This window comes from Nocardioides sp. Z30_9 (assembly GCF_058215735.1).
The window spans coordinates 963535-978358 of the sequence record NZ_JBZAJF010000002.1; the positions used below are offsets into that span (position 1 = coordinate 963535).

Genomic DNA, 14824 nt, shown 5'->3' on the forward strand with positions numbered 1-14824 from the left:
CGGGCCCCACAAATGTCGGGTTGTGACGTTCGTCTGAGGCAGATGGACGTCCCGATCCCACATTTGTGGGGTCGCGGCGCGCCCCACCGGCCTCAGCTGATCAGGTGGTCGATCGAGGAGAAGTGGTCGGCGTTGCCGGAGCGGACCACGCTGCGGCGGCCGTCGAGGGAGACGGGGATGTCGCCGGCGACGGTGATCCGGCGCATCTCGCGGGGCTGCTCGTCGAAGTCGGCCACCGCGTAGTGCTGGGTGGCGCGGTTGTCCCACATCGCGACGTCGCCGTGCTCCCAGGTCCAGCGCACGGTGTTCTCCAGCTTGGTGATCCGGTCCTGGAGCACCTTGAACAGGGCGGAGGACTCGGAGCTGTTCAGGCCGACGAACTTCTTCACGAAGTGGCCGAGCACCAGTGAGCGCTCGCCGGTCTCGGGGTGGACCCGCACGACCGGGTGCTCGGTCTCGTAGTGGATCGACTCGAACTCCTCCCGCTTGAAGTCGGAGTCGGCGTCCTCCTCGCCCGTCTCGGTCTCGCGCGCGTAGTCGTAGGCGTTGGTGTGCACGGCCCACAGGTTCTCCACGAGCGCCTGGAGCGGCCGCGGGAGGTTCTCGTAGGCGGAGACGGTGTTGGCCCAGTTTGTGGTCCCGCCGTACGCCGGGAGGGTGACGCCGCGCAGCACGGAGATCGCCGGGACGCGGTCGACGAAGGTGACGTCGGTGTGCCAGGAGTTCGCCGCCATGCCCCGGTCGGCCTTGACGCTGAGCACGCGGGCGCTGCCGGTGTTCACCGTGGGGTGCGCGGTGGTGAGCGGTCCCAGCAGCTCGGCGAACGCGATCTGGGCGTCGTCGTCGAGGTGGTGCTGGCCGCGGAAGAAGAGCACCTTGTGCTCCAGCAGGGCGGCCCGGACCTGGGCGACGACAGAGGCGTCGAGGTCGCCGCCGAGGCGGACACCCTCCACGACCGCGCCGATCCGGCCCCCGACCTTGCGGACCCGCACCGGGCTGCCCGCAGCGGGAGGCGAGACGTGCTCGGTGTGTGCGTCGAACTGGATCGTCATGCGCTCGCCCCTCTCGTGCGTGGACAGGATCACCTGTTGATTCAACTTAGTCTATCAAACTACTTGGATTTGTGGGTGAGCCCCGCTTCCGGGGCAGTTTGCGAGCATGTGCGCGTGGAGTTCGAGGAGTACGTCGAGGAGGTGCTCGTCGTCGTGGAACAGGTCCCCCCGGGACGGGTGACCACCTACGGCGCGATCGCCGACCGCGTCGGTGGTGGCGGTCCCCGCCGGGTCGGCCGGGTGCTGTCCCAGTTCGGGGGGCCGGTGCCGTGGTGGCGGGTGGTCCGCGCGGACGGTTCCCTGCCGCCCAGCCACGACGACGAGGCCCGGGCGCGCTACCTCGACGAGGGCACCCCGATGCGGCCGTCGGGCCGGGTGCACATGGTGCAGGCCTTCTGGCAGCCGTGACCCGGTCCGGGGAGAGGACTCGCGCCGAGACCTGGAATGGGCGGTTGTCGGTCCCGGATGTTTGGCTGTCCCCGTGAGACACCCAGCCGCCCAGCCGGCCACCCAGCCGGCGTACACGCTGGTGCGCCGCGAGCACGGCCCCGGCCCGGCGCCGATCCTCGACGAGACGCAGCAGGCAGTCGTCGACCACGAGGGCGGCCCGCTGCTCGTGCTCGCGGGCCCGGGCACCGGGAAGACCACCACCCTGGTCGAGGCGATCGTGGACCGGATCGAGAACCGCGGCGCCGCCCCGGAGTCGGTGCTGGCGCTGACCTTCAGCCGCAAGGCGGCCGAGCAGCTGCGCGACCGGGTCGCCGCGCGTCTGGGCCGGACCACCTCGACGACGATGTGCTCGACCTTCCACTCCTTCGCCTACGGCCTGATTCGCAAGTACTCCCCGCCCGAGCTCTACGCCGGCCCGCTGCGGCTGCTCAGCGCCCCGGAGCAGGACGTGGTGCTGCGCCAGCTGATGGATGACAACCCCGAGGCCGTGCGGTGGCCGGAGTCGCTCCAGCGGGCCTCGCGGACCCGCGGCTTCGCCCACGAGGTCGCCGCGGTGCTCGGGCGCGCCCGCGAGAAGGGCCTCGAGCCTGAGTCGCTGCGGCGGCTGGGGGAGGAGAACGACCTTCCCGAGTTCGTGGCCGCGGGCTGGTTCCTGGAGCAGTACCTCCAGAACCTCGACGACCAGAGCGCCACGGACTACGCCGACCTGATCCGCCGCGCGGTGATCGAGGCGGTCGACCACCAGGCCGACCTGCGCGCGCAGTTCAAGCACGTGTTCGTCGACGAGTACCAGGACACCGACCCCGGCCAGGTCAGGCTGCTGCGGGCGCTGGCCGGCGACGGCGCCGACCTCACGGTGGTCGGCGACCCGCACCAGTCCATCTACGCGTTCCGCGGCGCCGAGGTGCGCGGCATCCTCGACTTCCCGGCACAGTTCCGCCACCGTGACGGCAGGCCGGGCGACGTGCTCGCGCTCTCTCGCGTACGCCGCTTCGGGCCCCGGATGCTCCTGGCCAGCCAGCGGGTCGCCGCGCGGATCCCGCTGACCGGCGGCATCGACGCGCAGGCCAGGGCCGCGTTCACCAGTCCCGAGTCGACCGTGACCGGCGGGCGGGACCGGGTCGAGGTGGTCACCTACGACACCGAGCGGGCCGAGGTCGAGCGCGTGGCCGACCTGCTGCGCCGGGCCCACCTCGAGGACGACGTCCCGTGGTCGGAGATGGCGGTGCTGGTGCGTTCGGGGCGGGGGTCGATCCCCGCGCTGCGCCGTGGGCTGACCGGCGCCGGCGTCCCGGTGGAGGTGGCCAGCGACGAGACGCCGCTGGGCCAGGAGCCCGCCGTACGCCCGCTGCTGGACGCCCTGCGAGCCGTGGTGAACCTCGACAACGAGGACCCGCACGACCCCGACTACCTCGACCCGATCGCGGCCGAGGGCCTGCTGGTCTCGCCGATGGTCGGCCTCGACGCGACCGACGTGCGCGCCCTGTCCCGGTTCCTGCGCGAGCGCGACAAGCGGCTCGCCGCCGAGGAGGGACGCCCTGCCCGGCCCTCGCCGTACCTCCTGCGCGAAGCGGTCCTCGGCGCCGGCCTGACCGGTCAGAGCGGTTCCGCGGCCGAGGAGCGTGCCCTGGACCCGGTGGTGAAGCGGGTGCGGGCCCTCAGTGACCTGCTGCGCACCGCCCGAGAGGTGCTCGACGGCTCGGGCACGGTCGAGCAGGTGCTCTGGACCCTGTGGTCAGGCACCGCCTGGCCCGAGCACCTGCGTGTCCGGACCGGGCGAGGTGGCGCGACGGCACGGCTGGCCAACCGGGACCTCGACGCGATCTGCGCCCTGTTCGAGACCGCAGCCAGGGCGGAGGAGAAGGTCGGCCACAAGCCGGTCGGGGAGTTCCTCGCCACCATCGAGGCGCAGGAGATCCCCGCGGACACCCTGGCGGACAGGGGGATCCACGGGGAGTCGGTGCGCCTGCTGACCGCGCACCGCTCCAAGGGGCTGGAGTGGCGCCTCGTCGTGGTCGCGCACGTGCAGGAGACGGCCTGGCCGGACCTGCGACGCCGCGCCACCCTGCTCCAGGCCGACCGGATCGGCGCCGAGCGGTACTCCGTGCCGGTCATCGAGCCCGAGACCACCACCCGCGAGCTGCTCGCCGAGGAGCGGCGGCTGTTCTACGTCGCCTGCACCCGCGCGCGCGAACGGCTGGTGGTCACCGCTGTCGCCTCGCCCGACGACGAGGGCGAGCAGCCCTCGCGGTTCCTCACCGAGCTCGGGGTCGAGGTCCGGCACCAGCAGGGTCGTCCGCCACGGCCGTTGTCCCTGCTCGGACTGGTCAGCGAGCTGCGCCGTACGGCCTCGGACCCCGAGACCACCCCGACCCTGAGGGCGGCCGCGGTGCAGCGGCTGGCGCGGCTCGCCGCCGAGCGCCGCCCCGACGGCCGCCACCTCGTCCCTGCCGCCGACCCCGCCAACTGGTGGGGCACCCGCGACCTCACCCACGCCGAGCAGCCGGTGCGACCGGACGACGCGCCGGTCGAGCTCACCGCCAGCGCGCTCGCCGGGCTGGTCGAGTGCCCCGCGAAGTGGTTCCTCGAGCGCGAGGCCGGGGGAGCGGCGAAGTCCAGCCAGGCGCAAGGCTTCGGCAACCTCGTCCACGCGATCGCGGACCGGGTCGCCAAGGGAGAGCTCGGGACCGGGCCAGGGGCCGTGGAGGAGCTGATGACGCACGTGGACGAGGTGTGGGACCAGCTCGGCTTCCGCACCCCCTGGTCGCGCGGGCGGGAGCACGAGGAGGTCCGCAAGGCGTTGAGCCGCTTCCTGGACTGGCACGGCAGGCCGGGTGCCCGCACGGTGCTGGCCACCGAGAAGGACCTCCGGGCGCAGGTGACGCTGCCAGACGGGCAGCAGGTGGTCCTGCGGGGGTACGCCGACCGGCTCGAGTTCGACGAGGACGGGCGGGTGGTGGTCGTCGACCTGAAGACCGGGAAGTACCCGCCGACCAAGATCGAGGAGAACCCGCAGCTCGGTCTCTACCAGCACGCCGTCGACCACGGGGCCGTCGACGACCTCGTCGAGGGTGCCGCCTCGGGTGGCGCCGAGCTCTGGCAGCTGCGCAAGGAGACCAAGGGCGAGCTGAAGGTCCAGGGCCAGCGTCCCCAGCAGCCCGACGACGAGGGGGTCCGCCCGGTGGAGCGCCAGCTGATGCAGGCCGCCTCGGCGCTGCGACTCGAGCAGTTCCCGGCACGGCCCGAGCGGACGCGCTGCGACCGGTGCCAGTTCGTGGCGTTCTGCCCGGCCCAGGTCGCGGGATCGGTGCTGTCATGAGCACGCCGCTCCTCAGCGAGGCCGGCCCCGGGATCCGGCTGGAGAGTCCCGCCGACCTCCAGCGCCTGATGGGCACGCCCTACCAGGTCAGCGACCAGCAGTGGGCGGCGATCAGCGCGCCGCTGGAGCCGGCGGTGGTGATCGCCGGTGCCGGCTCGGGCAAGACCTCGGTGATGGCCGCCCGGGTGGTCTACCTGGTCGCCACCGGGCAGGTCCAGGCCGACCAGGTCCTCGGGCTCACCTTCACCACCAAGGCCACCGCCGAGCTCGCCGCCCGCGTCCGGGAGGCGCTGTCCGCGGCCGGGCTCGACGAGGGAGTCGCGTCCGCCCCGCAGCCCGGTGACGAGCCCGGCGAGCTGCCGGAGCGGGTGGAGCCGATGGTGGTCACCTACAACGCCTACGCCGCGGCGCTGCTCACCGAGCACGGCCTGCGGATCGGTCACGAGCCCGACACCCGGGTGATGGCCGACGCCTCGCGCTACCAGGTGGCGGCGCGGGCCATCGAGCGCCACACCGGTGCCGTCGAGCTGCTCAGCGAGCACCCGAAGACCGCGATCGAGTACCTCCTCGCCCTTGACGCCGAGCTCAACGAGCACCTGGTCACGGTCGCGCAGGTCCGTGCGTTCCACGCCCGCACCCGGCCCGGTTTCGAGGAGGCGCTGGCCACCTCCCGGGCGAAGGCCGACATCACCAAGGCGATCGCCAAGATGGCCGAGCGCGAGGAGGTGCTCGACCTCGTCGAGGGCTACCGGGCCCTCAAGGCGCAGCTCGGGCTGATGGACTTCTCCGACCAGGTGGCCCTCGCCGCGGAGCTGGCCGGGAGCCAGCCGGAGGTCGGGCGGGTGGAGCGCGCCAAGTACCGCGTGGTGCTGCTCGACGAGTACCAGGACACCTCGGTCGCCCAGGCCCAGCTGCTCAGCGCCCTGTTCTCCGGGCCCGACGTCGCCTCGGGTCGTGGGCACGCGGTGACGGCGGTCGGGGACCCCAACCAGGCGATCTACGGGTGGCGCGGCGCCTCGGTCTCCAACATCCTCGGGTTCGGGTCGTTCTTCCCCTCCGCGGACGGTGCCGCGGTCCCGTCGTACGCCCTGACGGTGAACCGGCGCTCCGACGCCCGCATCCTCGAGGTCGCCAACGCCCTGGCCAAGCCGCTCTACGACGAGTTCGACCAGGTGGAGCCGCTGCGCGCCAAGGACGGCGCCGCGCAGGGAGCGGTGCACGCGGTGCTGCACGAGACCTACCCCGAGGAGCTGGCCTGGCTGGCCGACCAGGTCCTCGCCAGCCACGCCGCGATGCCCGAGCCGCTGTGGAGCGAGATCGGCGTGCTCACCCGGGACAACTCCCACGCCGCCGACGTGTTCGACGCCCTCACCAGCCGGGGGATCCCGGTGGAGATCGTGGGTCTGAAGGGCCTGATGCGCCTGCCGGAGGTCTCCGAGGTCGTCTCCACCCTCGCGCTGCTCCAGGACCTCACCGCCAACGCCGACCTGCTGAACCTGCTCAACGGGCCGCGGTGGGCGATCGGGCCCCGCGACCTCGCCCTGCTCGGCAAGCGGGCGCGCGCCCTGACCGGCGTGAAGCTGCGCGAGGAGGGGATCTCGGTCGGCGAGGAGCTCCAGCGCGCGGTCGAGGGCGCCGACCCCACCGAGGTGCTCTCCCTCAACGACGCCCTGGCCGACCCGGGGGACCTGCCGTACTCGCCCCAGGCACTGGCCCGGTTCGCGCTGCTCTCCGAGGAGCTGCGCCAGCTGCGGGCCCACGCCGGGGAGCCGCTGCTGGACCTGGTGCGGCGGATCGTCGACGTGACCGGCATCGACGTCGAGCTGGCCTCCTCGGTCTCGCTGGCGGCCTCCGCCCGTCGCGACAACCTCGACCTGTTCGTCAAGGCGGTGGCCGACTTCCAGGCGATCGACGGGAGGGTGAGCCTCGCGTCCCTGCTGGCGTGGCTCGACGCGGAGGACGAGATGGGCAGCGGCCTCGACCAGGCGACGCCGTCGGAGGCGGACTCGGTCAAGCTGCTCACCGTCCACCGCGCCAAAGGGCTGGAGTGGTCCTCGGTGTTCCTCGTCGGGGTGTGCGCCGAGAAGTTCCCGGTGACCACCGCCCGCAGCCAGTGGACGACCGTGTCCAAGGTGCTCCCGGCGCCGCTGCGCGGCGACGCCGCGGACGTGCCCCAGCTCCGCGGGCACGACAAGGCGGCGATCGAGGAGCTCAAGGCCGCAGCCAAGGCCCACCAGGGGCTCGAGGAGCTGCGGCTCGGCTACGTCGCCCTGACCAGGGCCAAGCACGAGCTGTGGGTCTCGGCCTACCAGTGGAGCCCCACCCGGCAGAAGCCGCTGGCACCCTCTCCCTACCTGGAGACGGTGCGGGAGGTGATGGCCGGCTGGGGGACCGAGCCGGCGTCGTGGCCAGAGCTGCCCGAGGTCGGCACCCCCAACCCGTTGCAGGAGAACCCGCCCTCGACCCCGTGGCCGGACCTGACCCGCACCGAGGAGCACGACCGGCGGCTGGCCTCGGCCGCGCTGGTGCGCGAGGCGATGGCCTCCGGGGACGACGGCTCCGCGGCGCCCGAGCTCGACCTCGTCGAGAGCTCGACCCTCGCGCAGTGGGACGAGGAGCTCGAGCGCCTGCTGCGCGAGGCCCGGGCCGACCGCTCCGGGGTGGTCCAGGTGCCGATGCCGACGAGCCTCTCGGCCACCTCGCTGGCACGGTTGCGCGAGGATCCCGAGCAGTTCGCCAGCGAGCTGGCCCGACCGATGCCCCGACAGCCGTCCCCGGCCGCCCGGTTCGGCACCCGGTTCCACGCGTGGGTCGAGGCCCGGTTCGGCCAGCAGTCGCTGCTCGATCCCGACGAGCTGTCCGGCCGCGCCGACCTCGGCCTCGACGACGAGGACGAGCTGCGCGAGCTGATCGGCAGCTTCGAGTCGGGTCCCTTCGGTGACCGGGTCCCGTACGCCGTGGAGGCGCCGTTCGCGCTGGTCCTCGCCGGGCAGGTGGTCCGGGGCCGGATCGACGCGGTGTACGCCGAGCCGGACGGCAGCTGGCTGGTCGTGGACTGGAAGACCAACCGGCAGCAGAACGCCGAGGCCCTGCAGCTCGCGCTGTACCGGCTGGCCTGGGCCGAGCTGATGGGGGTCGAGCTCGACCAGGTGCGCGCGGCCTTCCACTACGTCCGCTCGGGGGAGACCGTGGCGCCGGACGAATTGCCCCCGCGTCAAGACCTGGAGCGAATCCTCTCGCCGGACGAACCCCCACAGACCGGTCCGGTGTAGACCAGTTCCGGGCAATACGCCACTAACAGGTGCATATCACCCAGGTTGCCCCAAGATCTTCTCAGAGGCGTCGCAGGCAGCGATGCGAGGGGGCTGAGATGTTCGGATCAACGATGTTGCTCACGATCGGGCAGGCGCTCGACCGGGCCAAGGACGACCAGCTTGCCGTCCGGATGCACGTCGGCGGCGACTGGATCACCGGCCGCGTCCTGAACAGCGACGGTCACGGGGTCGCGGTCCTCGAGGACAACGGCGACCTGTGCGTCGTACGCCAGGACACGATCACCTGCGTGCGGCTCCCCTCGCGCACCAACGAGCCCTTCGTCGCGCCGCAGCCCCAGGAGGCCCAGGAGGCCCAGCACGACCGGCACGTCCCTGAGCAGTCGACCCGCGCCCTGCAGCACTCGGCGAGCCCGGCCTACGCCTGAACGGAGCTACGACGCCCCGGCCGTCACGGTGCCGGCCGTCACGGTGCTGGTCGTCACGTGGCCGGACGCCGCGAGCGCCGCCGCCAGGGCGATCTCCACCATCGGTCGGTAGGTCTGCTCCCGTTCCTGGGAGGTGGCCTCCTCGCCGGTGACCATGTGGTCGCTGACCGTGCACACGGCCAGGGCCTGGCGACCGTAGGAGGCCGCGAGCGTGTACAGCGCGCTCGCCTCCATCTCCACCGCCAGCACGCCGTGGGCGACCATCGGGTCGGTCAGCTCCGGGCGCGGGTGGTAGAACGCGTCGCCGGAGAGGATCAGGCCCACGTGGGCGGTGACGTCGTCCCGAGCGCTCGCGGCGTCGTGGGCCGCGCGGAGCAGATCGAAGTCGGCGACGGGTGCGTAGTCGAGGCCGTGGAAGCGCAGCCGGTTCATCGCCGAGTCGGTGCACGCACCCGAGGCGATCACGACGTCGCGCAAGGCCACCCGCTCGGTCAGTGCCCCGCAGGAGCCGACCCGCACGATGCGGCGTACGTCGTAGTCGGCGAACAGCTCGTTGACGTAGATCGACATCGAGGGCTGTCCCATCCCCGAACCCTGCACCGAGACGGGCTGCCCCTGCCAGGTCCCGGTGTAGCCGTACATCCCGCGGACCTCGCTGTGGCACACGGCGTCCTCGAGGAAGGTCTCCGCGATCCAGCGTGCTCGCAAGGGGTCGCCGGGCAGCAGGACGGTGGGTGCGATCTGACCTGGGTGCGCGCCGATGTGGGTGCTCATGGCGGCACAGCCTAGGACTAGCCTCGCAGGCATGGATGCGACCGCCCCGCTGCAGCCCCTCACGATGCCCAGCGAGCCCGGGGGCTGGCTCGACTGGGTCGAGCGGCGCGCGGCCGACGGCCTCCGCGACGCCGGCACCGAGGTGGCCGCGCTGAAGAGTGCTCCCAGCGGCGACGGCGCGATCCTGCAGCTGTGGAACGACGTCCACATCGCGCTCGCCGGGGTGTTCGCGCTCAGCTCGCTGGCCGCCGCGGTGCATCCCGATCCGGCAGTGATGGAGGCGGCGGAGGCCTTCGAGATCGAGGCCCAGCGGTTCAGCACCGACCTCTACCTCGACGAGGCCGTCTTCGCCCAGCTGTCCTCGGTCGACGTCGCCGGGCTCGACGAGCCGGCCCGGCGGATGCTCGAGGACGCGCTGCGTTCCTTCCGGCGCGCCGGGGTCGACCTGGACGAGGACATCCGTGCCCGGTTGCGAGAGCTCGATCGCCGGGGGAGCGAACTTTCGCAGACCTTCACCCGCAGGATCCGCGACGGCCGTCGTACGACGTCGGTGCCCGTCTCGGCGCTCGCGGGTCTGCCGCAGGACTACCTCGCCGAGCACCCGCCCGGCGCCGACGGCCTGGTGGAGATCAGCACGGACGCCCCCGACACGATGCCGGTGCTGACCCATGCCGAGGACCCGGAGACCCGTCGCCGCGTGGCGCACGCGTTCCTCAACATCGGCTGGCCCGAGAACGACCCGGTCCTCGCCGAGCTGCTCGAGGTCCGCGAGGAGAAGGCCAAGCTGCTGGGGTACGACGACTGGCCCAGCTACGACGCCGAGGTGAAGATGATCGGCGAGGGGCCGCGGATCCCGAGGTTCATCGACGAGATCGCCGCTGCCTCCGAGGCGGCCGGGCGCGAGGAGATCGAGCAGCTGCTGCTCTACGCCGTGGCCGAGGGCGAGGACGTGATCGACTTCAGCAACTGGCGCCACCACCTCGAGGCGCTCAAACGGGACCGCTACGGCGTGAGCGCCCAGGAGGTCCGCCGCTACTTCGGCTTCGCCAAGGTCCGCCAGGGGCTCCTCGACGTGACCGGCCGGCTGTTCGGGCTCACCTACACCGAGGTCGACGCGCCGGCCTGGCACCCCGAGGTGACCTCCTACGACGTGACCCTGGCCGAGAACGGTCAGCTGCTCGGGCGGATCCACCTCGACCTGCACCCGCGCGCCCGCAAGTACAACCACGCGGCGCAGTTCACCCTCGTCCCCGGGGTGCTGGGCCGCCAGCTGCCCGAGGGCGTCCTGGTGTGCAACTTCTCCCGCGGGCTGATGGAGCCTGCCCACGTGGTCACCCTGTTCCACGAGTTCGGTCACCTGATGCACCACGTGCTGGCCGGCAGGCACGAGTGGGTGCGCTTCTCCGGGGTGGCCACCGAGTGGGACTTCGTGGAGGCCCCCTCGCAGCTGCTGGAGGAGTGGGCCCGCGACGCCGACGTGCTGCGGGGGTTCGCCACCGACTCCGAGGGCACGCCGATCCCCGAGGACCTGGTGCTCCGGATCCGGGCGGCCGACGAGTTCGGCAAGGCGTTCCTGGCCCGCACCCAGATGGCGTACGCCGCGATCTCGTACTGGTTCCACCACGACCGCCCGGCCCACCTGACGACCGGGCTCCAGGACCTGATGGAGCGCTACAGCCTGGTCGCGATGCTGCCCGACACCCACTTCCACGCGGGTTTCGGCCACCTCGACGGGTACTCCTCGGCGTACTACACCTACATGTGGAGCCTGGTGATCGCGAAGGACCTGTTCTCGGCGTTCGACCCCGAGGACCTGTTCGCGCCGGAGGTGGCCCACCGCTACCGCGACACCGTCCTCGCCCCCGGCGGGTCCCGCGACGCCGCCGACCTCGTCGAGGACTTCCTGGGCCGGCCCTACGACAACCGCGCCTTCACCGAGTGGCTGGGCAGACCGCCCGGAGCGCTCCCGGACAGCTCCGGCGAGACCACGCCGTGACGCCGGCGACTCCCGGCGGCCGACGGCTGCCACACGTGGCGCTCTCCGAGCACGCACACGACCGGCACGGGCTGCACCGCACCGACGACTCCTGGCTCGAGGAGCGGTGGGCCGAGCCGGCGACCAGGGTGCTGGTCATCGCCGGCTCGCGGCTGCGCCCGGTCGGCGGCCGGATCACCTGGGTCAGTCCCCAGGAGGCTCCCGACGGGATCCGGATCCTGCTGGGCGAGCGTGACGGCGTGCAGCACTTCGCCGTCATCGTCGAGCCCGCGCAGGCGCCGGGGGACCCGGAGGAATGGGTGGTGCTGCGCACGATCGTGCAGTCACTGGCCGACAGCGACCTCGAGGACGCCCCGCTGGTGCTGCACGCGATCGGCCTCGCGGAGTGGCACTGGTCGACCCGGCACTGCCCCAGGTGCGGCGGCCGGCTGGAGTCGCGCCAGTCCGGTCACGTGCTGCGCTGCACGTCGTGCGGCAAGGACCAGTTCCCGCGCTCGGACCCGGCGGTGATCATGCTGGTCACCGACGGGGAGCCCGGGAGTGACGAGGAACGGGCCCTGCTCGGTCGGAGCCCGGCCTGGCCCCAGGGTCGCTTCTCCACCCTCGCCGGGTTCGTCGAGCCGGGCGAGACGATGGAGGACGCCGTACGCCGTGAGGTGTTCGAGGAGACCGGCGTCATCGTCGGGGACGTCGCCTACTTCGGCAGCCAGCCCTGGCCGCTGCCGGCGAGCCTGATGATCGGCTTCACCGGCCGCGCCACCGGCTCCGAGATCGACGTCGACGGCTCGGAGATCGAGGAGGCCCAGTGGTTCACCCGTGCAGAGCTGCACGCCGGAGCCACCTCCGGCGACCTCGTCCTACCAGGCGGCGTCTCGATCTCCCGCTCCCTGATCGAGAGCTGGTACGGCGGCCCGCTGCCGGGTCGCTGGTAAACGGATAGTCCGAGACGTTTCCGTCGTACAAGTGGCGGACTGACGACGGAAACGTCTCGGACTATCCGGATCCGAACTCAGAGGCTGGCGATCTTCTCCTTGACCTGGGCCAGGGACGGGTTGGTCTGGGCGGTCCCGTCGGTGAAGACCAGGGTGGGGACGGTCTGGTTGCCGTTGTTGGCCGACATCACGATCTCGACCGCGGTGGGGTCCTGCTCGATGTCGACGACGCTGTAGCTGATCCCCTCGCGGTCCAGCTGGCTGCGCAGGCGGTGGCAGTATCCGCACCACGGGGTGGTGTACATGGTGAAGCTGGCCTGGTTCTCCACGGCTGTGGACTCCTGGGTCACTGAGTGTCCTCTCTCGCGTCTACGCTCGACATCGGCCACAACGCAGAAGGGACGGAGAACATTTCCGATGCATGCCGATGAGCTCCTGAGCGCGCTCGACCCCGAGCAGCGGGAGGTGGCCACCGCTCTGCGCGGCCCCGTGCGGGTCCTGGCGGGGGCGGGCACCGGGAAGACCCGGGCGATCACGCACCGGATCGCCTACGGCGTGGCCTCGGGGGTCTACAACCCGATGGAGGTCCTCGCGGTGACCTTCACCACCCGCGCGGCCGGGGAGATGCGCACGCGCCTGCGCTCGATGGGCGCCTCAGCGGTCCAGGCGCGCACGTTCCACTCCGCGGCGCTGCGCCAGGTGCGCTACTTCTGGCCCAAGGTGTACGGCGGCCAGCCGCCCGAGCTGACCGTCTCCAAGATCCCGACCATCGCCGCAGCCGCGCGCAGCAACCGGGTCGAGGTCAACCAGGCGGCCCTGCGCGACCTGGCCAGCGAGATCGAGTGGTCCAAGGTGAGCAACGTGCGCCCCGACGACTACGAGCGAGTGGCCCCGGGACGGGGGCGGGAGGTCGCCGGTCTCGACCACGCGACCGTGGCCCGCGTCTTCGGCAGCTACGAGGAGCTCAAGCGCGACCAGGGCCGGATGGACATGGAGGACGTGCTCCTGATCGGCGCCGCTCTGCTCAGCGAGGACGAGCGGGTCGCCGCCGAGGTGCGCCGCCAGTACCGCTGGTTCACCGTCGACGAGTTCCAGGACGTCAGCCCGATCCAGTCGACCCTGCTCGACCTGTGGCTCGGGGGCCGCGACGAGATCTGCGTCGTGGGAGATCCCGCCCAGACGATCTACTCCTTCGCCGGTGCCCGGGCCAGCTACCTGACCGAGTTCCCGGTCAAGTTCCCAGGCGCGACCAACGTGGAGCTGGTGCGCAACTACCGCTCGACGCCGCAGGTGATCGGGGCCGCCAACGCGCTGCTCAAGGACTCCGCCACCACCAGCGTGATGCTCCGGTCCCAGCGCGAGGCCGGACCGGAGGTGACCTGGCGCGAGGCGCCCGACGAGGTCGCCGAGGCCGAGGCCGTCGCCAAGCAGGTGAGCAAGCTGATGGACCAGGGCGTGCCGCTGAGCGAGATGGCGGTGCTGTTCCGGATCAACGCCCAGTCCGAGGCGTTCGAGGAGGCGCTCACCGAGCGGGGGATTGCCTACGTCGTCCGTGGAGCAGCCAGGTTCTTCGAGCGCCAGGAGGTGCGCCAGGCGCTGGCGCTGATGCGCGGGCAGCTGCGCGCCGGCGCGGAGGAGTCAGACGAGCTCGTCGACCAGGTCCGCGCGGTGCTCACCGGCATGGGCTGGTCGACCGAGGCGCCGACCGCCCGGGGCCAGGCGCGCGACCGGTGGGAGTCGCTGCAGGCGCTGGTCTCGCAGGCCTCGGTGCACGTCGCGAGCGAGACCGCCGCCGAGCGCGTCCCCACCCTGGCCAGCTTCGTCGCCGAGCTCGACCGCCGGGCCCACGAGCAGCACGCCCCGGTCGCGGAGGGGGTGACCCTCGCGACCCTGCACGCCGCCAAGGGCCTGGAGTGGGACGCGGTCTTCCTGTGCGGGATGCAGGAGGGGTCGATGCCGATCACATACGCCGACACCCCCGCGGCAGTGGAGGAGGAGCGGCGGCTGCTCTACGTCGGTGTGACCCGGGCCCGCGTCCACCTGTGGGTGTCCTGGGCGCTGGCACGCAACCCCGGGGGCCAGGCCAGGCGCAGGCCCTCGCGCTTCCTGGCAGGACTCCGGCCCGCCTCAGCAACAGACCAGGAGACCGACCGCGCCGGGGGAGCGCGATCCGCCCCGGGGTCTCGTCACCGCGCGAAGAAGGCGGCCGCGTGCAAGCAGTGCCAGCGACCGCTCGCCAGCTCGCGCGAACGCAACCGCGGCTACTGCCAGGACTGCCCCGTCCCCTACGACGAGGAGCTGTTCGAGCTGCTCCGCTCCTGGCGCAAGGAGCAGGCCGAGGCGGAGAGCGTGCCGGCCTTCGTGGTGTTCTCCGACGCGACCCTCGAGGCGCTCGCCGAGGTCAAGCCCACCGACCGTCGCGGGCTGCAGTCGATCAACGGCATCGGCAAGTCCAAGCTCGACAAGTACGCCGAGGAGCTGCTCGAGATCCTCGGCTGAAAGGCGCCCGCGAGGGCAGTGGGAAAGATGCGCGCAATAAATCGATTGCGCGGCGGATCGGGGTCGGCGTAGCGTCGCTCCTGTTCATTCGGGCTGTCCGCC

Annotated in this window: 10 protein-coding genes; 7 read left to right on the forward strand and 3 right to left on the reverse strand. The window is 72.1% G+C overall.

The features are described from left to right. Positions 1–92: 92 nt before the first annotated feature. Positions 93–1052: a TauD/TfdA dioxygenase family protein gene (locus tag AC4BGB_RS15325; RefSeq protein ID WP_490547742.1), complete on the reverse strand. Its 960-nt coding sequence runs from the start codon at positions 1050–1052 to the stop codon at positions 93–95. 114 nt (positions 1053–1166) lie between these two features. On the opposite strand from AC4BGB_RS15325, the gene AC4BGB_RS15330 reads away from it, so the two are divergent. The 4 genes from AC4BGB_RS15330 (at position 1167) to AC4BGB_RS15345 (ending at position 8521) form a co-directional block, all read left to right on the forward strand. Then, a complete protein-coding gene (locus tag AC4BGB_RS15330) occupies positions 1167–1460 on the forward strand; it encodes an MGMT family protein (RefSeq protein WP_490547743.1) in 294 nt (97 codons plus the stop codon). 73 nt (positions 1461–1533) lie between these two features. Beyond that, positions 1534–4821, forward strand: a complete 3288-nt coding sequence (locus tag AC4BGB_RS15335; protein WP_490547744.1) for an ATP-dependent helicase — start codon at positions 1534–1536, stop codon at positions 4819–4821. Beyond that, complete coding sequence (locus AC4BGB_RS15340; protein ID WP_490547745.1) at positions 4818–8093, forward strand: ATP-dependent helicase; 3276 nt, start codon at positions 4818–4820, stop codon at positions 8091–8093. The genes AC4BGB_RS15335 and AC4BGB_RS15340 overlap by 4 nt, the downstream gene beginning before the upstream one ends. 113 nt (positions 8094–8206) lie before the next feature. Then, positions 8207–8521, forward strand: coding sequence for a hypothetical protein (locus AC4BGB_RS15345; protein WP_490547746.1), 315 nt, complete (start codon positions 8207–8209; stop codon positions 8519–8521). Positions 8522–8527: 6 nt separating this feature from the next. On the opposite strand, the gene deoD is transcribed toward AC4BGB_RS15345, so the two are convergent. After that, positions 8528–9295, reverse strand: coding sequence for a purine-nucleoside phosphorylase (gene deoD / locus AC4BGB_RS15350; protein ID WP_490547747.1), 768 nt, complete (start codon positions 9293–9295; stop codon positions 8528–8530). A gap of 31 nt (positions 9296–9326) precedes the next feature. Between deoD and AC4BGB_RS15355 the strand changes: the two genes are divergently transcribed. Further along, positions 9327–11291, forward strand: coding sequence for a M3 family metallopeptidase (locus AC4BGB_RS15355; protein WP_490547748.1), 1965 nt, complete (start codon positions 9327–9329; stop codon positions 11289–11291). Next, on the forward strand, positions 11288–12223 hold the full coding sequence (nudC, locus tag AC4BGB_RS15360; protein WP_490547749.1) for an NAD(+) diphosphatase: 936 nt from the start codon (positions 11288–11290) through the stop codon (positions 12221–12223). Before AC4BGB_RS15355 ends, nudC begins: the two co-directional genes overlap by 4 nt. Positions 12224–12300: 77 nt before the next feature. On the opposite strand, the gene AC4BGB_RS15365 is transcribed toward nudC, so the two are convergent. Continuing rightward, positions 12301–12528, reverse strand: coding sequence for a mycoredoxin (locus tag AC4BGB_RS15365; RefSeq protein ID WP_490548452.1), 228 nt, complete (start codon positions 12526–12528; stop codon positions 12301–12303). A gap of 112 nt (positions 12529–12640) precedes the next feature. Here AC4BGB_RS15365 and AC4BGB_RS15370 point away from each other — a divergent pair, with 112 nt between their 5' ends. Beyond that, on the forward strand, positions 12641–14722 hold the full coding sequence (locus AC4BGB_RS15370; protein WP_490547750.1) for an ATP-dependent DNA helicase UvrD2: 2082 nt from the start codon (positions 12641–12643) through the stop codon (positions 14720–14722). The last annotated feature ends 102 nt before the right edge of the window (positions 14723–14824 follow it).